This window comes from Actinomyces glycerinitolerans (assembly GCF_900098745.1).
Taxonomy (GTDB): domain Bacteria; phylum Actinomycetota; class Actinomycetes; order Actinomycetales; family Actinomycetaceae; genus Actinomyces; species Actinomyces glycerinitolerans.
The window spans coordinates 39,827-57,611 of sequence record NZ_FQTT01000016.1; the positions used below are offsets into that span (position 1 = coordinate 39,827).

The window sequence follows — 17,785 nt, forward strand, 5'->3', positions numbered from 1 at the left end:
AATGACTGGCAGCAATACCGATGCGCTCGGTGTACCCGCCGGCTTCCCCAAGGACTTCCTCTGGGGTGGCGCCATCGCCGCGAACCAGGCGGAGGGCGCCTGGCAGGAGGACGGCAAGGGCTGGTGCCTGGCCGACATCAACCTCTACCGGGGTGACCTGCCGCCCGAGAAACGCTCCAACAAGGAGATGACGACCGACCAGGTGCGTTTCCACATGCGCGATACCGCAGGCCGCTATCCCAAGCGCGACGGCATCGACTTCTATCACACCTACGCCGACGACCTGCAACTGCTGGCCGGCACGGGCATGAACGCCTTCCGCACCTCAATCAACTGGGCCCGAATCTTCCCCAACGGGGACGACGTCGAACCCAACGAGGAGGGGCTGGCCTTCTACGAGCGACTCATCGACGAGATCCGCGCCCAGGGTATGGAACCGGTCATCACCCTGTCTCACTACGAGATGCCGGTGAACCTGACCCTGTCCTACACCGGATGGTACAGCCGGGAGACCATCGACTTCTTCGTGCGTTACTGCGAGGCGGTGATGCGACGTCTGGCCGGGAAGGTGCGCTATTGGATCGTCGTCAACCAGATCAACCTGATCACCCACGAGTCCTTCAACCACCTGGGCGTTGCCGCGGACAAGGTGGACAACCTGGAGCAGGCCAAATACCAGGCCGTCCACAATGAAATGGTGGCGGCCGCCAAGGTCACCTCGCTCGGGCACGCAATCGACCCGGACTTCGAGTTCGGCGTCATGCTGTGCCACGGAAACGCCGACCCGGCGACCTGCAAGCCCGAGGACGTGCTGGCCGCGCTGCAGCAGAACCAGATGGAGTACTTCTTCTCCGACGTGGCCCTGCGCGGCGAATACCCCGGCTATGCCAAGCGGCGGTTGCGCGATCTGGGCATCTTCGTCGAATTCGGCCCGGGGGACGCCCAGGCCCTGCGCGACGGTGTAGCGGACTTCATGAGCTTCTCCTACTACTACACCCGGATCATTGACGCCGAGGCCTGGGCGGGTGGGGACACGGACGGCTTCGCCAACCCGCATCTGCAGGCCTCCGAATGGGGTTGGGCGATCAACCCGACCGGGCTCCGGGTGGCGCTGAATGACTATTGGGACCGCTACCAGAAACCGATCATGATCACCGAGAACGGGCTCGGCTCCAGGGACGTGCTGGAGGCCGATGGCACCGTGCACGATCCCTACCGCATCGACTACCTGCGCCGGCACCTGGAGGCCATGCGGGAGGCGATCGCGGACGGGGTGGATCTGCGCGGCTACTTCGCCTGGGGTCCGATCGACATCGTCTCCTGCTCGTCCTCGGAGATGTCCAAGCGATACGGGTTCATCTACGTCGACCTGGACGACCACGGCCGAGGAACCGGGCGGCGCATTCCCAAGGACTCCTACGCGTGGTACCGGCGGGTGATAGCGAGCAACGGGGAGGATCTCAACTGAGTGTGCCTACCACGCAGGCAGGCGGCGGGCGCGACTGGACGTGTGACCGGGCGCGCCCGCCACTTCCGCCGACCTCGGCGGATACTTCTACCGACTTCGGCACGTAACGGGCTCTTCCGGTTTGGGGATGTGGTGGTTCGCCGGCCGGGTGGGGTGGCGTGCCGAGACCGGCACACGTGACACGCCGAGACCGGCACTTGTGACATTCCGAGGTGATGGCGCCTTGATGTCCGCGGTGGATCTGGCGCGACGGTTCGTACACTGGCGCTACGGTTCGTACGTTATGATCGACGATTCGTACCCTCTCGTGACGGTTCGGCACCCAGAGGTACGTACCGTCGTCGGAAGTGCCGAAGCGTGGGTGCCAAGTGACGAACCGTCATGCGAAGTGCCGAACCGTCACCCGGAGTGCACAGGCGAACACGCCAGATCCGCGCCTGCGCAGCGGCGCACGCGCGCCCGGGCGCGGCACCAGAAGCACTGAGAATCACCGGCAGGCGCCGCCAACGGCCACCGACCCGGTCCAATACCCGCATGATCCCAACGATTCCAACGAATCCTCCCCGCAAGCCAACACCGCCCGCCCGACAACACCTTCGGCCCGGCGAAAACGACCTCATCAACCCCAAACCCTCCCGAATGCGGAGGGCCTCGGGACGGCGGGGTCATATTCGGCAGACCCGGTACCCATCGACAACAACCACCACTCCGCAACCCCGACCCCAACCACCACACCCACAAACCGCAAGAGCCGCGTAACTTCCGCCGACCTCGGTGAGGGAGCGCACTCGGGTGGGATGGCCACGCCGGCGGAATACCTCATCGGCTAGGACGGTTGTCCCAGGCACCGGCGGTGCGGGACGCGCCGCCGGGGGACGGCTGGACCGCAGTCGTCCGCACAGCCGCACGATCGCACGACCGCGTGCTCGGCGGACAACACCACCAGCCACCTAAGAACTCGGAAGGAAGCCTCATGGCCCCCAAAGACATCACCGGCGCAGAGTTCAACCAGACCGTACGTGGCGAGGGCATCACCCTCGTCGACTTCTGGGCCTCCTGGTGCGGCCCGTGCCGCCGCTTCGCGCCGGTATTCGAGAAGGCCGCGGAGAACAACCCGGACATCACCTTCGCCAAGGTCGACACCGACGCCGAACGTGATCTCGCCGGCGCCCTGGGCATCTCCTCGATCCCCACGCTGATGGTCTTCCGCGACGACGTGCTCGTCTACCGCGAGCCCGGCGCCCTGCCCGCGGCCGCGCTCGACTCGCTGATCACCCAGGTCCGCGAACTGGACATGGACGAGATCAAGCGCAAGATCGCCGAGGAGGAGGCCGCCGCCCCTGCCGAGGCCTGACCGGCGCCGCACGAAGCCCCGGGCAGCCGCCTGGGTGCGCGCTGCCTCCGGCGGATTGAAACCGCCTGGAATGCCGCTGTACAACCGCCCGACGACGTCGCCTCGAGCCGCGTCGTCGGGCGGTTTTTCAACGCTCTGGGCATTGCGGATCCGCTCAGGTTTCCTCACGAGCGATAAGCCCTACCGTTCGAACTATCGTGATTGTAAACTTCAAGCCATGAGCAAGCACCAAGTCAAGAACCCAGCCGTCATCCCCGCCTTCACCGCCTCCGAGTCCCTCGCGGCCGACCTGCAGCGCGCCCTGGTGGACATCACCGCGCTCAGCCTCGTCGGCAAGCAGGTCCACTGGAACCTGGTCGGTCCCAACTTCCGCGACCTGCACCTGAACCTGGACGAGGTTGTCGACATCGCCCGCGAGGGCTCCGACGAGCTCGCCGAGCGCATGCGCGCCATCAATGCCTTCCCCGACGGCCGCCCCGGCACCGTCGCCTCGCAGACCACCGTCCCGGAGGCGCCCGAGGGAGCCGTCATCACCGCCGACGCCGTGGACTACATCGTGTCCGCCATCAACGCCGTGGTCACCACCCTGCGTGACATCCACGACGCCGTCGACGAGGCCGACCCCTCCTCCTCCGGCATCCTGGAGGACTACACCCAGCGCCTGGAGCAGCAGAGCTGGTTCCTGTCCGCTCAGAACTACTCCGCCAACTGATTCGGGCTGCGGCGCGAGCCACCGCCAATCGCGCGGCGCCGCGCCTAACCTGAGCGCATGCCGCACGCCCCCACCGCCGACGTCGCCCGCCTGCAACGCCTCACCCGGCACTTCGCCACCGAGGCCGTCCAGGCCGGCGACGTCGCCGCATTCCCGCCGCCCGCCGCCCTCGCCGAACTCCCGCCCGTGGAGCTGCGGCGGCTGCTGGACGGGCTGCTCACCATCCGCCCGCCCCGCGAGATCCCCGACGACGACGTCCGGGAGGACCTGGACGAGATGCTCGCCGCCGAGGCCGCCCAGCGCGTGCACGACGCCGGTGCCCCCGACGCCCTGAGCCTGCCCATCCTGGCCGCCACTCACGGGGTGACCGGCAGGCTCGGCGAGCACGTCGCCCTGTGGCGCGGCGACCTGACGACCCTGCGCGCCGGCGCGATCGTCAACGCCGCCAACGCGCAGCTGCTGGGCTGCTTCGTCCCCGGGCACACCTGCATCGACAACGTGATCCACGCCGTCGCCGGCCCCGGCCTGCGCGCCGAATGCGCCGCCTACATGGACGCCCGCGACGGTCGCCCGGAGGAGACCGGCCGCGCGCTGCTCACCGCCGGCTACCACCTGCCCGCCGCGCACGTGGTTCACACCGTCGGCCCGATCGTCGACGGCGGCCACCCCACCGACGCCGACCGCGCCCTGCTGGCCTCCTGCTACCGGAGCGTGTTGGACGCCGTGGACGACGCCGGCCTGGACTCCGTGGGCCTGTGCTCGGTGTCCACCGGCGTCTTCGGCTACCCCAAGGACGAGGCCGCGCCGCTCGTGCTGGACACCCTGGAGGACTGGCTGCGTGCGCACCCCGAATCCGAGCTGCGGATCGTCATCTGCGCCTTCGCCGACGTTGACGTCGCCGCCTACGAGGCCGCGCTCGCCGGCCGGGGCGGGAGCGGGGCTCAGCACTCGTAGGGGCCGGGCATGAGCACCCAGGCGGTTACGTAGACGACCCACATCGGGCCCGGCAGCACCGCCAGGGCCAGCGTTGCCAGCCGCACCAGCGTGGGGCTCACGCCCCAGTACTCGGCCAGTCCGCCGCACACGCCCGCCACCATGCGCCGGTAGGACCGCCGCGGCAGCCGTGAGCGCCACGACTCGGTGCGCCGAGAGAAGGACCGCTTGCGGTCGTAGGGGTTGGTCGGACGCTGCTGTGTCATGCTGCCAGCCTGCCGGGTCCGGCCGGCTTCCGGTATCCGGGAGCACCCCGGTGCCACCCCGGTTTTGGCAGCTCGGTGGACCCCTTAGGCGCGGTTGGACCGCCCACACGCGGTTGGACCCCTGTAGCCGGCGGCTACCGCGGTCCACCGGGGGAATAGGGGTCCACCGGGGGAATAGCGGTCCAACTGGCTTTAGTTGGGGCGCGCGGAGGCCGCCGCCCGGGCGGCCGCCGGTGCCGCCGCCGCGATGCGCTCGACCTCGGCGTCGCCGTGCGCGGCCGAAACGAACCAGGCCTCGAACACGCTCGGCGGCAGCGCCACCCCGGCGTCGAGGAAGGCGTGGAAGAACGGGGCGAAGCGCCACGTCTCCTGGGCGCGGGCGGCGTCATAGTCGCGTACGCCCTCCGCGGCGGCCGCGGGGCCGAACATGATCGAAAACAGCGAGCCGGAGTACTGCACCCGGTGCGGCACCCCCTCATCCTCCAGGGCGGCGCCGACGATCGCCCCGATCTCGCGGGCGCGGTGCGCGACCGTGGAGTACACGCCATCATCGGCCAGGGCGAGTGTGGCCAGGCCGGCGGCCGTCGCCAGCGGATTCCCGGACAGGGTGCCCGCCTGATAGACGGGACCGAGCGGCGCCAGCAACTCCATCACGTCGGCGCGGCCGCCCACGGCCGCCAGCGGTATGCCGCCCCCGATCACCTTCCCGAAGGTGAACAGGTCTGGCACCCAGGCCGCCCGCTCGCGCCAGTTGGCGTCGTTCCCGTCCGGGCCGCCGGGCCAGGAGGGTGAGGGCTGCGTGCGAGCACCCGGATCGACCACCTCCGCCTCCCAGCCGTCGACCGCCTCCAGGCCCCAGAATCCCGCCGGACCCACCCGAAAGCCGGAGAGCACCTCGTCGGCGATCATCAGGGCGCCGTGCTCCGCCGTCACCCGGCGGATGGCCACGTTGAAGCCGGGCGCGGGCGGAACCACGCCCATATTCGCCGGCGCCGGCTCGGTGATGACCGCGGCGATCTCCTCCCCGCGGGCGGCGAAGCACGCCTCCAGGGCGTCCACGTCGTTGTACGGCAGGACCAGCGTTTGCGCGGCCACCGCCTCCGGCACTCCGGCAGAACCCGGAAGCCCGCCCGTGGCCACGCCCGAGCCGGCCGCCGACAGCAGGCCGTCGCTGTGACCGTGGTAGCAGCCGGCGAACTTCACCACCAGGTCGCGGCCCGTGGCGCCGCGCGCCAACCGCACCGCGGTCATGGTCGCCTCGGTGCCGGTGGACACCAGCCGCAGCCGCTCCACCGGCGGCACCCGGCGCCGCACCGCCTCGGCCAACTCGGTCTCCGCGGCGGTGGGCGCCCCGAAGGACAGTCCCCGGGCGGCAGCCGCCTGCACCGCCGCCACCACCTCCGAATGGGCGTGGCCGAGCAGCGCCGGCCCCCAGGATCCGACCAGGTCCACGTACTCGCGCCCCTCGGCGTCAGTAACGCGCGCGCCGTGGGCGCTGGTGATGAAGGCGGGCGTGCCGCCCACCGAGCCGAAGGCGCGCACCGGGGAGTCCACGCCGCCGGGGATAACGGCGTGGGCGGCGGCGAACAGGTCGGCATTGGTGGCTGACGGCATATGGGCTCCTGAGCTGGTTGCGGTCTAGGTCGGTTGCCTGGCGGCAGCCTACGGCCTTATTTGGCTCCGCCAAGATGATGAAACTGTCCATCGGTGACCACTTTGAGCCAGTGATCCGCAATGGATCGCGGCAATAATGGCTTAATTCCGGGGAAAACGTGCTCGCTGCCGGGGGTGCGCCCGCGGCCGAATCGTCAAAGTGGGCACCGATGGACACTTTCACCGCTGCGCGTGCAGTCGCTCGGCCACCTCGCGCGCCCAGTAGGTCAGCACGCAGTCCGCGCCGGCGCGCACGATCCCCAGCAGCGACTCCATGATGACGCGCTCGCGGTCGATCCAGCCGTTGGCGGCGGCCGCCTCCACCATCGCGTACTCGCCGCTGACCTGGTAGGCGGCCACCGGCACCGGGCTGGCCGCGGCCACGTCCGCCAGCACGTCCAGGTAGGGGCCGGCCGGCTTGACCATCACCACGTCGGCGCCCTGCTCCACATCCAGCAGCACCTCCCGCAGCCCCTCGCGGCGGTTGGCGGGATCCTGCTGGTAGGTGCGCCGATCACCCTTGAGGGTGGAGCCGACCGCCTCCCGGAACGGCCCGAAGTAGGCGGAGGCGTACTTGGCCGAGTAGGCCAGGATGGTGACGTCGTCATGCCCGGTGGCGTCCAGGGCGGCGCGGATCGCCGCCACCTGCCCGTCCATCATGCCGGAGGGGGAGACCATGTGCGCCCCGGCCTCCGCCTGGGAGACGGCCATCGCCTGGTAGAGGGCGAGCGTGGAGTCGTTGTCGATCTCACCGGCGCGGGGGTCCCCGTCGTGCCGCACCAGACCGCAGTGGCCGTGGGAGCTGAACTCGTCCAGGCAGGTGTCGGCGCACACCACCAGCGCGTCCCCGACCTCCGCGCGCACCGCGGCCACCGCCCGGTTGAGGATGCCGTCCTCGGCCCACGCCTGTGAGCCGGTCGCGTCGCGCGTGGCGGGCACCCCGAACAGGTCGATGGCGCCCACGCCCGCCTCGGCGCAGGCGGCGGCCTCCCGCCGGATCGAGTCCAGCGTGTGCTGGACGACGCCGGGCATGGCACCGATCGGGGTGGGCTCACCGATGTCCTCGCGTACGAAGGCCGGCAGGATCAGCTGGGCGGGGTCGATGCGGGTCTCGGCCACCAGCCCGCGCAGGGCCGGCGTGCGCCGCAGGCGCCGGGGGCGGACGGTCGGGATGGCGGGTGCGGGCACGCCCCGCGAGGTGAGCAGGTCGGCGGCCGGGGAGGTGGCGGGGTTGCGCGGGTCGGGCAGGGGCAAGGCGGATGTTGTCTGGGTCATTGCAGCAGCCTCCTCAGGCATGCGGGCGAGTGGTGGAGGATGTGATTTCAGTGTGGTGGATCCGGCAGCGTCGTGGCTAAGGCGTCGCGGATCGCCTCCGGGGTCGGGCGGGCCGCCACCGCGTCCACGCGCAGTCCGGCAGCGCGCGCGGCCGCGGCGGTCGGGGCGCCGATGGCGACCACGCGCGTGGCGGGCGGAGGCGGCCCGGCCAGGCCGACCAGAGCCCGTGTGGAGGAGCCGGCCACCAGCACCACCGCGTCAAAACCGCCGCCCGCCCACTCGGCGGCGAACCCCTCCGGCAGGTCGGCGGCGGGGACCGGCTCCATGGTGTAGGCGGGCACGGCATCGACCTGCCAGCCGGCCGCGGCCAGGCCTTCCCGCAATACGGGTGAGGACAGCGCCGAACCCGGCAGCAGCAGGCGGCGACCGGATGCGCCCGCCGCGCGGCCGGGGCCCCGGCTCAACTGGGGCAGCTCCAGCAGGGCGGCACCACTGCCCGCGGCGATGAGGTCGGGCTCGCGACCCAGTTGCTCCCGCACGGCTTGGGCCGTGCCCGCCCCGACGACGGCGAGTCCGGTGTGCATGGGCGCGTCGCCCGGCCGCCCGGTGTCACCGGGGGACAGGGCCGCGTCGTCGGCCTTCGCGCGGGCAGGGGTCTTTTCACGGCCGCTCAAGGAGCCCAGGGCGAAGAAGTCCAGGGTGCGCGCCGAGGTCAGCACCACCCAGGCGTAGCGGCCGGCCGCCAGCTGTGCGACGGCGCGCATGCGGGGCTCGGCCGGCCCGGCGACGGCGCGGGTGACTCCCACGCACAGCACCCGCGCGCCCGCAGCCACCAGTTCGGCGGCGATGGCGTCGCCGGGCTTGGCGCGCGGCAACAGGATGCGCCGCCCGGCCAGAGGGGTGGTTGCGGAGCCCGGCGCGGCGGTCTTCGGGCTCATGGCGCCTCCCGGCGGCCGCGGTCGGGCAGGCTCGCGTGCAGGTCGACCAGCTGTGCGGCGCCCGCCGACAGCAGTGCCTCGGCCACCGCCTCCCCGAGCCCGGCGGGCTCCGCCTGGTCTCCGACTGCCGACTCCCGCAGCAGTCGCGTCCCATCCGCCGCGGCGACGACGGCGTCCAGTCGCAGCCCGCTGCTGCCGTCGGCGCGCGGCGCGGGCACGGCTACGGCCCCCACCGGTGCGGCGCAGCCCGCCTCCAGGCGCCGCATGAGGGCCCGCTCGGCGGCCACCGCCGCATGGGTGACCGGATCGTCCAACTCGGCCAGGGCGGCGGCCAGCGCCGCGGCCAGGCCCGGGTCGCGGCCGGCTCCGCCCACAAGGGGTTCCACGCCGGCTGCGACGCCGCTCGGGTCTGCTCCGGCCCCGGCTTCGTCCCGCGTCTCCAGGGCCAGCGCGCCCTGCGCGGGTGCCGGCACCATGATGGGCGCCGGGTCGGCCGGGTCAACGACGCCCGTTCCCGCAATTTCGGTCTGGGGCAGCGCGAGCGGCTGGGTCGCGTAGCCGTCCAGACCCAGGCGGCGCAGACCCGCCAGCGCCAGCACCACGGCGTCCAGGTCGGGTTCGCGCACCGCGCCTAGTGGGCCGTCCGCACCCACCACCGCTCCAACCACCCGCGACAGCCGCGTGGGCACGTTCCCGCGCACGGGCACAACCTCCAGGTCGGGGCGCACGGCCAACAACTGTGCGCCGCGCCGCGGCGAGCCGGTGCCGACTCGCGCCCCACGGGGCAAGTCCGCGAGGGTGCGCCCGTCCGCCGTGCACAGGGCGTCACGCGGGTCCTCGCGGGCCGGCACCGCCGCGATGCGCAGGCCCGGCACCGCGGCGGTGGGCAGGTCCTTGCAGGAGTGCACCGCCAGGTCGCAGGCACCCGCCAGCAGCGCCTCGCGCAGCGCCGCCGCAAACACGCCTACGCCGCCGAGCCGCGTCAGCGGGGTGGCGTCCACGTCACCGCGGGTGCGGATTTGGACCAGCTCCACCTCCAGGTCGGCGCCGATCCGCCGGGAGGCCGCGGCCAGTGCCCGCGCCACCTGGGTGGACTGGGCGACTGCCAGCGCCGAGCCGCGGGTGCCCAGGCGCACCGTCCGCGCCGCCGGTCCGCCCGCCCCGATCGTGGTGCCGGCGTTCATACGCGCCCCTCCGGTGTGACGACGCGGCTCGTACTGTCCGCTCCCGCGAGCGCGGCCGCCTGCTCCCGGGCGTGGGCGACGACGGCGGCGATACCGGTCCCGGCCACCCACGCCCCGGTGACCGCCAAGCCCTCCAGCGGGGCGACCTCGGCCAGCAGGCGCCGGGTGCGCTCGCGGTAGGCGGGCGTCACCGGCGGCAGCGTCCCGTCCCAGCGCACCAGCATCGAGTCGATCACGTCGGCCCGGGGGATGCGCACCCCGGTCAGCACGGCGACGTCGTTGAGAACATCGTCCAGTTCCACCTGCGGGCGCGGCTCACCCGGCCGCCCGTAGGACAGCCGCAGCGCATGTACCTCGTCCTGCTCGGGGGCCGCCCCGCCGTGCAGGCGCCGCAGCTCCTCCCCGATCCACGGCCACTTGACCGACAGGTGCGACAGCGCCTTCGCCCGCACCGGCACCTGCCCGGGCGCGGCCGGGGCCACCAGCAGGCCGGAGCCGACCGGCGCGCCCCTCAGCTCCGGGGCGCGAGCCACCAGGGTGAAGCGCGCGATCGGCGAGCCGACCGGCACCTCCAACGCGGTGTCCACGCCCGGCGCACCCGCCAGCAGCCGCAGCGCCGCAGTCGCCGAGCAGGCCAGCATCACCCGCCGTGTGCGCACCACCTGCTCCGGCCCGGCGGCCACCGGCTCGGCCGACGGCGTCGCCCCCCGGGTGGTCGGGGCGATCCCCACCTCCCAGCCGTCGTCGGCCGGGCGCAGCCACTGGGCGCCGGTGCGGGTGAGTGCCCGCCCGCCTGCCGCCTCGATCGACGCCCGCAGGGCGTCGGTCAGGCGGAACAGGCCGCCCGCGACCGTCACGTCCGCGGCGCCACCGCCGCGCCGCCGGGCTCGCCGCCGCTCCAGCATCTCGGCGACGGCGGCCTGCAGCGAGCCCAGCCGAGCGGTGGCCTGACGCAGGCCGGGCGCCACCGTGTCGGCGGCCAGGTCGGCCGGGTCGGCGGTGTGAATGCCGGCCACGATCGGCCGCACCAGCCGGTCCAACACCGCCTCGCCCATGCGGGTGCGCACGAATGCGGCCAGGTCGGCCGGGTCCTGCGGGGAAGTGCCCACCGATCCAGCGAGCTCGGCGTCGCGGGCCGCCCGGGCGGCCCCGTCGGCTCCGATGACGGCGACGACGTCGTCGGCCAGTGGATCGGCGGGAATGCCCAGGTAGGCGTCGCGCAGGAAGCGATGCAGGCGCCAGCCGCGCGCCGGGTCCGGCTCGGCGCCGGGGCCGGCGTCGGCGCCGTCCAGGGGCGGCAGGAACAGGCGTGCCCCGCCGCCTGAGGGCCCGACTACCTCCAGTCCGAGCGCGTCGACCATTTGTGTGATCGCGTCGCCGCGGATGACGAAGCCCTCCGCCCCCAGGTCCATGCGCACCCCGCCGATGGCGCCGCCGGCCACGAGCCCGCCGGTGTAACCGCGCGCCTCGATCAGCAGCGGCCGCAGCCCGGCGCGCGTCAGCTCCCAGGCGGCCGCCAGCCCGCCGATGCCGCCGCCGACCACCAGGGCGTCGTATGTGACCGGTGTCTGCTGCGAATAGCTCATGCCTGACCATCCCATCCCGCCAATGCGGTGCGTTCCCAACTCTGCGAGCCGTGCACGCGCGCCACCACCCGGGTGAGCACGTCCGGGTCCGTGTGCGGCGGCACCCCGTGGCCGAGGTTGAACACGTGGCCGGGCGCGGCCCGGCCCGCCTCCAGGCAGGCGTCCACGCCCCGCGCCAGCACCTGCCACGGGGCCCCCAGCAGCGCCGGGTCCAGGTTGCCCTGCACCGGGCGGTCCCCGACCTGTCGGCCGGCCTGAGCCAGGTCGGCGCACTGGTCCACGCCGACGGCGTCGGCCCCGGTGCGGTGCAGTTCGGGCAGGAGGTGGCCGGCGCGGGTGGCGAAGTGGATTGCGGGGGCCACCCGCCCGGTGGTGGGGGAGACCGCCTCGCGGGCAACGTCCAGGGCGAGTGCCGAGTAGGGGGCGACCTTTTCCCGGTAGTCGGCGGCGGGCAGGACGCCGGCCCAGGAGTCGAACAGCTGCACGGCGGCCGCGCCCGCGCGCACCTGCGTGGCCATGAATGCGCCGGTCAGGTGCGCGGCCCAGGTCATGAGCCGGTCCCAGGCGTCCGGGTCGGCGTGCATGAGCGTGCGGGCGGCCAGGTGGTCGCGCGACGGGCGCCCCTCGGCCAGGTAGGCGACCAGGGTGAACGGCGCCCCGCCGAAGCCGAGCAGCGGCGTCCAGCCGGCCCCGCCCCGCGATTCGGCCAGGCCCGCCCGGGCCCGGGGGGACAGTGCGCCCGGCGCGGAGTCGGCCGGCCGCTCTGGAATGCCCAGTTCGGCTACGACGCCGCGAGCGGCCGCCTCCACGGCCGCCACCCCGGCGGCGCCGTCGAGCGCCACGCCGTCGGCGCCGGTTCCCGCCCGTTCGGCCTCCCCGTAGCGGCGGGACACCAGGCGGCGCACCTGGGCGGCGTCGCGCACCGGGGTGTCCAGCAAGGGGCCGACCCCGGGCTCGATGCGCACCTCCACGCCCGCCAGCCGCAGCGGCACCATGATGTCGGAGAAGAGGACGGCGGCGTCCACCCCGTGACGCCGCACCGGCTGCACGGTGGCCAGCGCCGCCAGCTCGGGCCGCAGGCACGCGTCCAGCATGGACGCCCCCGCCTGGGCGCGCAGCACCCGATACTCCGGCAGCGAGCGCCCCGCCTGCCGCATGAACCACACGGGTGTGCGCGTCGGCCGCCGGCCGGCCAGCGCCTCCAGCAGGGCCGGCCGGTGCTCATCGCCGCCGCGCGCCCCGGCGGAATTCCGCACGGAAATTGTCACGAAATGGTCCTCGTCCTCGCGGAAATGACGCGACGTGGCGTTGCTAAGCAACCCCTAACAAAATGGCTCGGCCGGTCGGTCGAACATTCCCGCAATCACTATTCTCGGCTGGAATGGCGCGGTTTCTCCCGTATCGGACGGGTCGTCGGAAAGGTTTTCTGACGGCCCGTCGGAATAGGGGGCGGCCGCGCCGGTGATAATTGTGCCCCGAACGGCATCCAATGCTTAACTACCACCCGCTGTGACGATTCATCTCCTCTCCGCCGACCACCGCACCCAGGGCCTCGACGCGGTCGCCCGCCTGGGCGCCACCGCCGCGCACCTCGGCCCCGACCTGATGGGCGCCGTCCCCGCGCTGCGCGGCGTCATCGTCCTGGGCACCTGTAACCGGCTCGCCCTCCTGCTCGACGCGCCCGAGGCCGTCGCCGCGGACGGCCTGCGCCGACAGGTGACGGACGGCCTGGCCCGGCGCGCGGATCTGCGCGCCGACACCGTCGACCTGACCGCCTGGTGCGGCACGGACGCCGTCTCCCAGCTGTTCGCGACCGCCGCCGGACTGGAGTCCATGGTGGTGGGTGAGCGTGAGATCGCCGGGCAGCTGCGCCGCGCCATGCGGGTCGCCGCCGAGGAGGACACCCTGTCGACGGACCTCACCCGCGCCGTCGAGCACGCCTCCACGACCTCCCGCCGCGTCGCCCACGAGACCGGCCTGGCCGGCAACGGCCGCTCCGTCGTCGCCGTCGGTATCGACCTGGCGGCGCGCCACCTGCCGCCGCTGCCGGGCGTGCGGGTCCTGATCGTCGGCACCGGCGCCTATGCGGGCGCCACTGTCACCGCCCTGCGTCGCCGCTGTGTCACCGACATCGCCGTCTACTCCCGCTCCGACCGGGCGCAGGCCTTCGCCGTAGGCCGGGGCCTGTGGGCCGTGACCGACGCCGAGCTCCCCGGCGCGCTGGAGGCGGCCGACCTGGTCATCACCTGCCGGGGCCTGGGGGCGCCCGTGCTCACCCGGCAGCTCGTGGCCCCCGCCGTCGCCGGGCGCGGGCGGGTCTCCGACGCCGCTGCCGTCGAGGCGACCGGTCGGCGCCCCCTGGTGGTGCTCGACCTGGCGCTGACCCGCGACGTGGAGGTGGCGGTCGGCTCCCTGCCCGGCGTGAAGCTGATCGACCTGCCCAGCGTGCAGCGCGCCGTGCCCGCGGCCGAGGCGCGGCAGGTCGACGCCGCCCGCCGCATCGTCGACGAGGAGACCGCCCTGTTCGAACGCATGCTGTGCGGCCGGCGCATGGACCCGGTCGTGTGCTCCCTGCGCAGTCACGTCGCGGAACTGGTGGAGGAGGAGGTCGCCCGCCTGCGCGTGGTCGACGGCCGTGTGGACGCCGGTGACGCCGCCCGCGCCCTGCACCACCTGGCCGCCCGCATGCTGCACCATCCCACGGTCGCCGCCCGCGCCGCCGCCGAGGCCGGCCGCGGCCAGGACTACCTCGACGCCCTCGACCTGCTGCTGGGTGTAGAAATCGCCGCGGACCTGCGTGAAGCCGCGACCCCGGGAGAGGCTCGATGAGCCCCACCGCCGTCGACCCGCTCGCCCCCTACGACGCCGTCCTGCTGCTGTCCTACGGCGGCCCCGAGGGCCCCGACGACGTACTGCCCTTCATGCGCAACGCCGCCGCCGGCCGGGGCGTGCCCGACTCCCGGCTGCGCGAGGTCTCCGGCCACTACGGCCGCTGGGACGGCGTCTCCCCGATCAACGCCCGCAACGCCGAACTCCTGGATGCGTTGCGCGCCGAGCTGGCCGCCCGCGGGAGCCGGGTGCCCGTGGCGATCGGCAACCGCAACTGGCACCCCTTCGTCTCCGAGGCCCTGCGCGAGCTCGCCGACGGCGGTGCCCGCCGCATCCTGGCCCTCACCACCGCCGCCTACGCCTCCTACTCCGGCTGCCGCCAGTACCGGGAGGACGTCGCCGGCGCGCTCGCCCTCCTGGCTGCCGGTGAGGACGGTTCCACCGGGCGCGGTCGGGAGACGGACGCCGCCGCCCGCGTGGGTGGCGCCGGGGGCGCGCCGGTGGAGTTGGTGGTGGACAAGACCCGCCCCTTCTACAACACGTCGGGCATGCTGGCCGCCAACACCGACGCCATCGTCACCGCCTTCAACCAGTTGGTGGCCGACGGCGTGAGCGCCGACGGCATCCGGCTGGTGCTGGTCACCCACTCCATCCCCACCTCGATGGAGGAGCTGTCGGCCCCAAGCGCCGAGGAGCGTGCCGACTCGGGAGAGGCTGGATCGGGCAGTGCCACTGGCGGGGCCGGAGAGTTCTCCGAAGGCGTGGCGGGGCTGGCGGGAGCGCCGCGAGGAACGAGCGGCGCGGATGGTAGCCGAGGAGAGCTCTCCGGCCCCTCCCGCGAGTCCTGGGGGACCGGGGAGGTCTCCGAAGGCGTGGCGGGGCTGGCGGGAGCGCCGCGAGGAACGAGCGGCGCGGATGGTAGCCGAGGGGGGCTCCCCCACCCTTCCCTCCCGGAGCCCGGCGTTGCCGCGGACCTGTCCACCGAGATCTCCTACGTCGCCCAGCACGAGCGCCTGGCCGCGGTGCTGCTGGACGCCGTCGCCGCCCGCCTGGGCAGGCGCCCGCAGGCGGACCTGGTCTACTGCTCCCGCTCCGGCCCGCCGCAGGCCCGCTGGCTGGAGCCCGACGTCAACGATCACCTTGAGGCACTGGCCACCGGGCGCCTGACCGACGGGCGGGCTGTGGCGGTGCCGGCGGGCGTCGTCGTCGCCCCCATTGGCTTCGTGGCCGACCACATGGAGGTCGTCTTCGACCTGGACACCGAGGCCCGCGATACCGCCGCACACCTGGGCCTGCCCTACGCGCGCGCGGCCACGGCCGGCACGCACCCTGAGTTCGTGGCCTCCCTGGCCGACGTGCTCGCCGAGCGGGCCGCCGTCGCCCGGGGCGAGGACGTGCGCCCCGAGTCCACCACCGGCACCGGTCCCTTCCACACCGTCTGCCCTCCCACCTGCTGCCGGCCCGCCGGGCACCCGGGCGGAGAACACCCCCACGCCACCACCCACCAGTAATCGACGAAGGAGACACCATGAGCGACCACGAGAACTCTCACCCCGAAGTCGACTCCGGTCAGGGCGCCCCGCGCCTGCACCGTTTCGAGGATGAGGAGCGCCGCCCCTTCCACGACCCGCGCGACGCCGCCGAGGTCGACTTCGACGCCGTCAACAACAACAATCACTACGCCCTGTTCGCCGTCTACCGGTTGGCGGCGCCGCTGCCGCCGCTGGAGGACACGCGCCGTCGCCTGGTGGGGGAGTCCACCCACTTCGTGGACGTCTCCGAGGTGACCACGCGCGGCTGGTACGACGTGTCCGGCTTCCGCTCCGACGCCGACCTGATGGTCTGGTGGCTCGACGACGACCCGGAGAAGCTGCAGGACGCCAACCACCGGCTGCGCGCCAGCGCCCTGGGCCGCTACCTGGAGCCGGTGTGGTCCTGCATGGGACTGCACACGCCCGCCGAGTTCAACCGCAAGCACATCCCCGCCTGCTTCGGCGGTGTGGCGCCGCGCGACTGGTGCATGGTCTACCCGTTCGTGCGCAGCTACGACTGGTACCTGCTGGCGCCCGAGGAGCGCTCGCGGATCATGGCCGCCCACGGCCGCAACGGCTTCTCCAAGTACCCGGACGTCAAGGGCTCCACGCTGGCCGCCTTCGGCATGAGCGACTACGAGTGGGTGCTCGGCTTCGAGGCCGACTCACTGGACCGCCTGGAGGGCGTCATCCACCACCAGCGCTACACGGAGGCCCGCCTGCACGTGCGCGTGGACACCCCCTTCTACACCGGCTGCCGCGTCAGCCCCCACGAGTGGGCCGAACGCCAGCCCCGCGCATGAGCACCGCCACGCGCCCCCGCACCGCCCGGCCGGTGCGCATGCCGCACCACGACCCGGCGCAGCGCCCCATGCTGGTGACCTGGGAGTCCACCCGCGCCTGCCAGTTGGCCTGCCGCCACTGCCGGGCCGTCTCCCGGCCCCTGCGCGACCCCCGCGAGCTGACCACCGCCGAGGCCAAGGCCCTCATGGATGAGGCCGCCTCCTTCGGCAAGCCGGCGGTCATCTTCATCATCACCGGCGGGGACTGCTTCGAACGCCCCGACCTGGCCGAGCTGGTCGCCTACGGCAGTGACATGGGCCTGCACATGGCCGTGTCCCCCTCCGGCACGGACAAGCTGAACAAGCAGTCCCTGGCCCGCATCCAGGACGCGGGCGCCGGGGTCATCTCCCTGTCGCTCGACGGCGCCACCGCCGCCACCCACGACGCCTTCCGTGGCGTGGAGCGCACCTTCGACCGCACCGTCGCCGGCTGGCAGGCGGCCCGCGAACTGGGCATGAAGGTGCAGATCAACTCCGTCGTCGCCCGCCACAACGTCCACGAGCTGCCGGACATCGCCGCGCTCGTGCGCGAGTACGGGGCGATGACCTGGTCCGGGTTCCTGCTGGTGCCCACGGGCCGTGGGGTGGACCTGGGCAGCCTGGACGCCGCCGAGATCGAGGACGTGCTCAACATCTTCTACGACATGGGCGAGGCGGTGCCCGCCAAGACCACCGAGGGGCACCACTTCCGGCGCGTCTCCCTGCAGCGCTACGCGCTGGCGCAGCGGGGCATCGAGGGTGAGGACATGATCACCGCCATGCACCTGGGGCCGCTGTATCGCAGCCTGCGGGAGCGGATCGTGGAGCTGGGCCTGGACCACGGCGAGCGGCGGCGTCGGCCCCCGATCACCGTCTCCAGTGGCAACGGCTTCATGTTCATCTCCCACGTCGGCGATGTCACCCCCTCCGGCTTCCTGGAGAAGAGCGCCGGCAACGTGCGCGAGGCCTCCCTGACGGAGATCTACCGCAACAGCGAGGTGTTCACCGGGGTGCGGGACGCCTTTCGGCTCAAGGGCAAGTGCGGGGAGTGCGAGTACAACCGTGTGTGCGGCGGCTCGCGGGCGCGGGCCTTCAACAGCACCGGGGACCTGCACGCGGAGGAGCCCCTGTGCGCCTACCAGCCCGGCTCCTTCCCCTACCCCGAGGATGTGAAGGCACTGCTGAGCGCGCCCGCGCGTTCGGGACGACCCGCCTGAACGCATGCCGGTGCCGA

At 73.1% G+C, this 17,785-nt stretch carries 15 protein-coding genes; 8 read left to right on the forward strand and 7 right to left on the reverse strand.

Going from position 1 to position 17,785, the window contains the following annotated elements; genetic code table 11:
* Position 1 precedes the first annotated feature (1 nt).
* From ACGLYG10_RS15095 to ACGLYG10_RS15110, 4 genes are all read left to right on the forward strand, one after another.
* Positions 2-1,468 (forward strand): glycoside hydrolase family 1 protein, encoded by a 1,467-nt coding sequence (locus ACGLYG10_RS15095; protein WP_073333837.1) that lies wholly within the window; start codon positions 2-4, stop codon positions 1,466-1,468.
* A gap of 973 nt (positions 1,469-2,441) precedes the next feature.
* Complete coding sequence (gene trxA / locus ACGLYG10_RS15100) at positions 2,442-2,822, forward strand: thioredoxin (protein ID WP_073333840.1); 381 nt, start codon at positions 2,442-2,444, stop codon at positions 2,820-2,822.
* A gap of 217 nt (positions 2,823-3,039) precedes the next feature.
* Entirely contained in the window at positions 3,040-3,534 is a 495-nt protein-coding gene (locus ACGLYG10_RS15105; RefSeq protein ID WP_073333842.1) for a Dps family protein, read from the forward strand.
* Between the two features lie 57 nt (positions 3,535-3,591).
* On the forward strand, positions 3,592-4,488 hold the full coding sequence (locus ACGLYG10_RS15110; protein WP_073333845.1) for a macro domain-containing protein: 897 nt from the start codon (positions 3,592-3,594) through the stop codon (positions 4,486-4,488).
* Here ACGLYG10_RS15110 and ACGLYG10_RS15115 read toward each other — a convergent pair.
* From ACGLYG10_RS15115 to ACGLYG10_RS15145, 7 genes are all read right to left on the reverse strand, one after another.
* The gene (locus ACGLYG10_RS15115) at positions 4,476-4,733 is read right to left on the reverse strand and encodes a PspC domain-containing protein (protein WP_073333848.1); all 258 of its coding nucleotides are present in this window, start codon (positions 4,731-4,733) and stop codon (positions 4,476-4,478) included. The two genes, ACGLYG10_RS15110 and ACGLYG10_RS15115, sit on opposite strands and share 13 nt — an antisense overlap.
* A 192-nt stretch (positions 4,734-4,925) precedes the next feature.
* Positions 4,926-6,347, reverse strand: a complete 1,422-nt coding sequence (locus ACGLYG10_RS15120) for a glutamate-1-semialdehyde 2,1-aminomutase (protein WP_073333850.1) — start codon at positions 6,345-6,347, stop codon at positions 4,926-4,928.
* A 219-nt stretch (positions 6,348-6,566) separates the two neighbouring features.
* Complete coding sequence (gene hemB / locus ACGLYG10_RS15125; RefSeq protein WP_073333853.1) at positions 6,567-7,661, reverse strand: porphobilinogen synthase; 1,095 nt, start codon at positions 7,659-7,661, stop codon at positions 6,567-6,569.
* Between the two features lie 47 nt (positions 7,662-7,708).
* Positions 7,709-8,599 carry a uroporphyrinogen-III synthase gene (locus tag ACGLYG10_RS15130; protein WP_073333855.1) on the reverse strand — a complete coding sequence of 297 codons (891 nt, stop codon included), beginning with the start codon at positions 8,597-8,599 and terminating at the stop codon, positions 7,709-7,711.
* Positions 8,596-9,783, reverse strand: a complete 1,188-nt coding sequence (gene hemC, locus ACGLYG10_RS15135) for a hydroxymethylbilane synthase (RefSeq protein ID WP_073333858.1) — start codon at positions 9,781-9,783, stop codon at positions 8,596-8,598. The genes ACGLYG10_RS15130 and hemC overlap by 4 nt, the downstream gene beginning before the upstream one ends.
* Positions 9,780-11,369, reverse strand: coding sequence for a protoporphyrinogen/coproporphyrinogen oxidase (locus ACGLYG10_RS15140; protein ID WP_073333861.1), 1,590 nt, complete (start codon positions 11,367-11,369; stop codon positions 9,780-9,782). Before ACGLYG10_RS15140 ends, hemC begins: the two co-directional genes overlap by 4 nt.
* Complete coding sequence (locus ACGLYG10_RS15145) at positions 11,366-12,637, reverse strand: uroporphyrinogen decarboxylase (RefSeq protein WP_244542708.1); 1,272 nt, start codon at positions 12,635-12,637, stop codon at positions 11,366-11,368. Before ACGLYG10_RS15145 ends, ACGLYG10_RS15140 begins: the two co-directional genes overlap by 4 nt.
* Before the next feature lie 241 nt (positions 12,638-12,878).
* Here ACGLYG10_RS15145 and ACGLYG10_RS15150 point away from each other — a divergent pair, with 241 nt between their 5' ends.
* The 4 genes from ACGLYG10_RS15150 to ACGLYG10_RS15170 are packed head-to-tail and all read left to right on the forward strand — an operon-like array spanning position 12,879 to position 17,768.
* Positions 12,879-14,198: a glutamyl-tRNA reductase gene (locus ACGLYG10_RS15150; RefSeq protein ID WP_073333863.1), complete on the forward strand. Its 1,320-nt coding sequence runs from the start codon at positions 12,879-12,881 to the stop codon at positions 14,196-14,198.
* Complete coding sequence (locus tag ACGLYG10_RS16745; RefSeq protein ID WP_244542709.1) at positions 14,195-15,709, forward strand: ferrochelatase; 1,515 nt, start codon at positions 14,195-14,197, stop codon at positions 15,707-15,709. Before ACGLYG10_RS15150 ends, ACGLYG10_RS16745 begins: the two co-directional genes overlap by 4 nt.
* A gap of 17 nt (positions 15,710-15,726) precedes the next feature.
* On the forward strand, positions 15,727-16,533 hold the full coding sequence (hemQ, locus tag ACGLYG10_RS15165; protein WP_073333865.1) for a hydrogen peroxide-dependent heme synthase: 807 nt from the start codon (positions 15,727-15,729) through the stop codon (positions 16,531-16,533).
* Positions 16,530-17,768 carry a TIGR04053 family radical SAM/SPASM domain-containing protein gene (locus ACGLYG10_RS15170; RefSeq protein ID WP_244542710.1) on the forward strand — a complete coding sequence of 413 codons (1,239 nt, stop codon included), beginning with the start codon at positions 16,530-16,532 and terminating at the stop codon, positions 17,766-17,768. Before hemQ ends, ACGLYG10_RS15170 begins: the two co-directional genes overlap by 4 nt.
* The last annotated feature ends 17 nt before the right edge of the window (positions 17,769-17,785 follow it).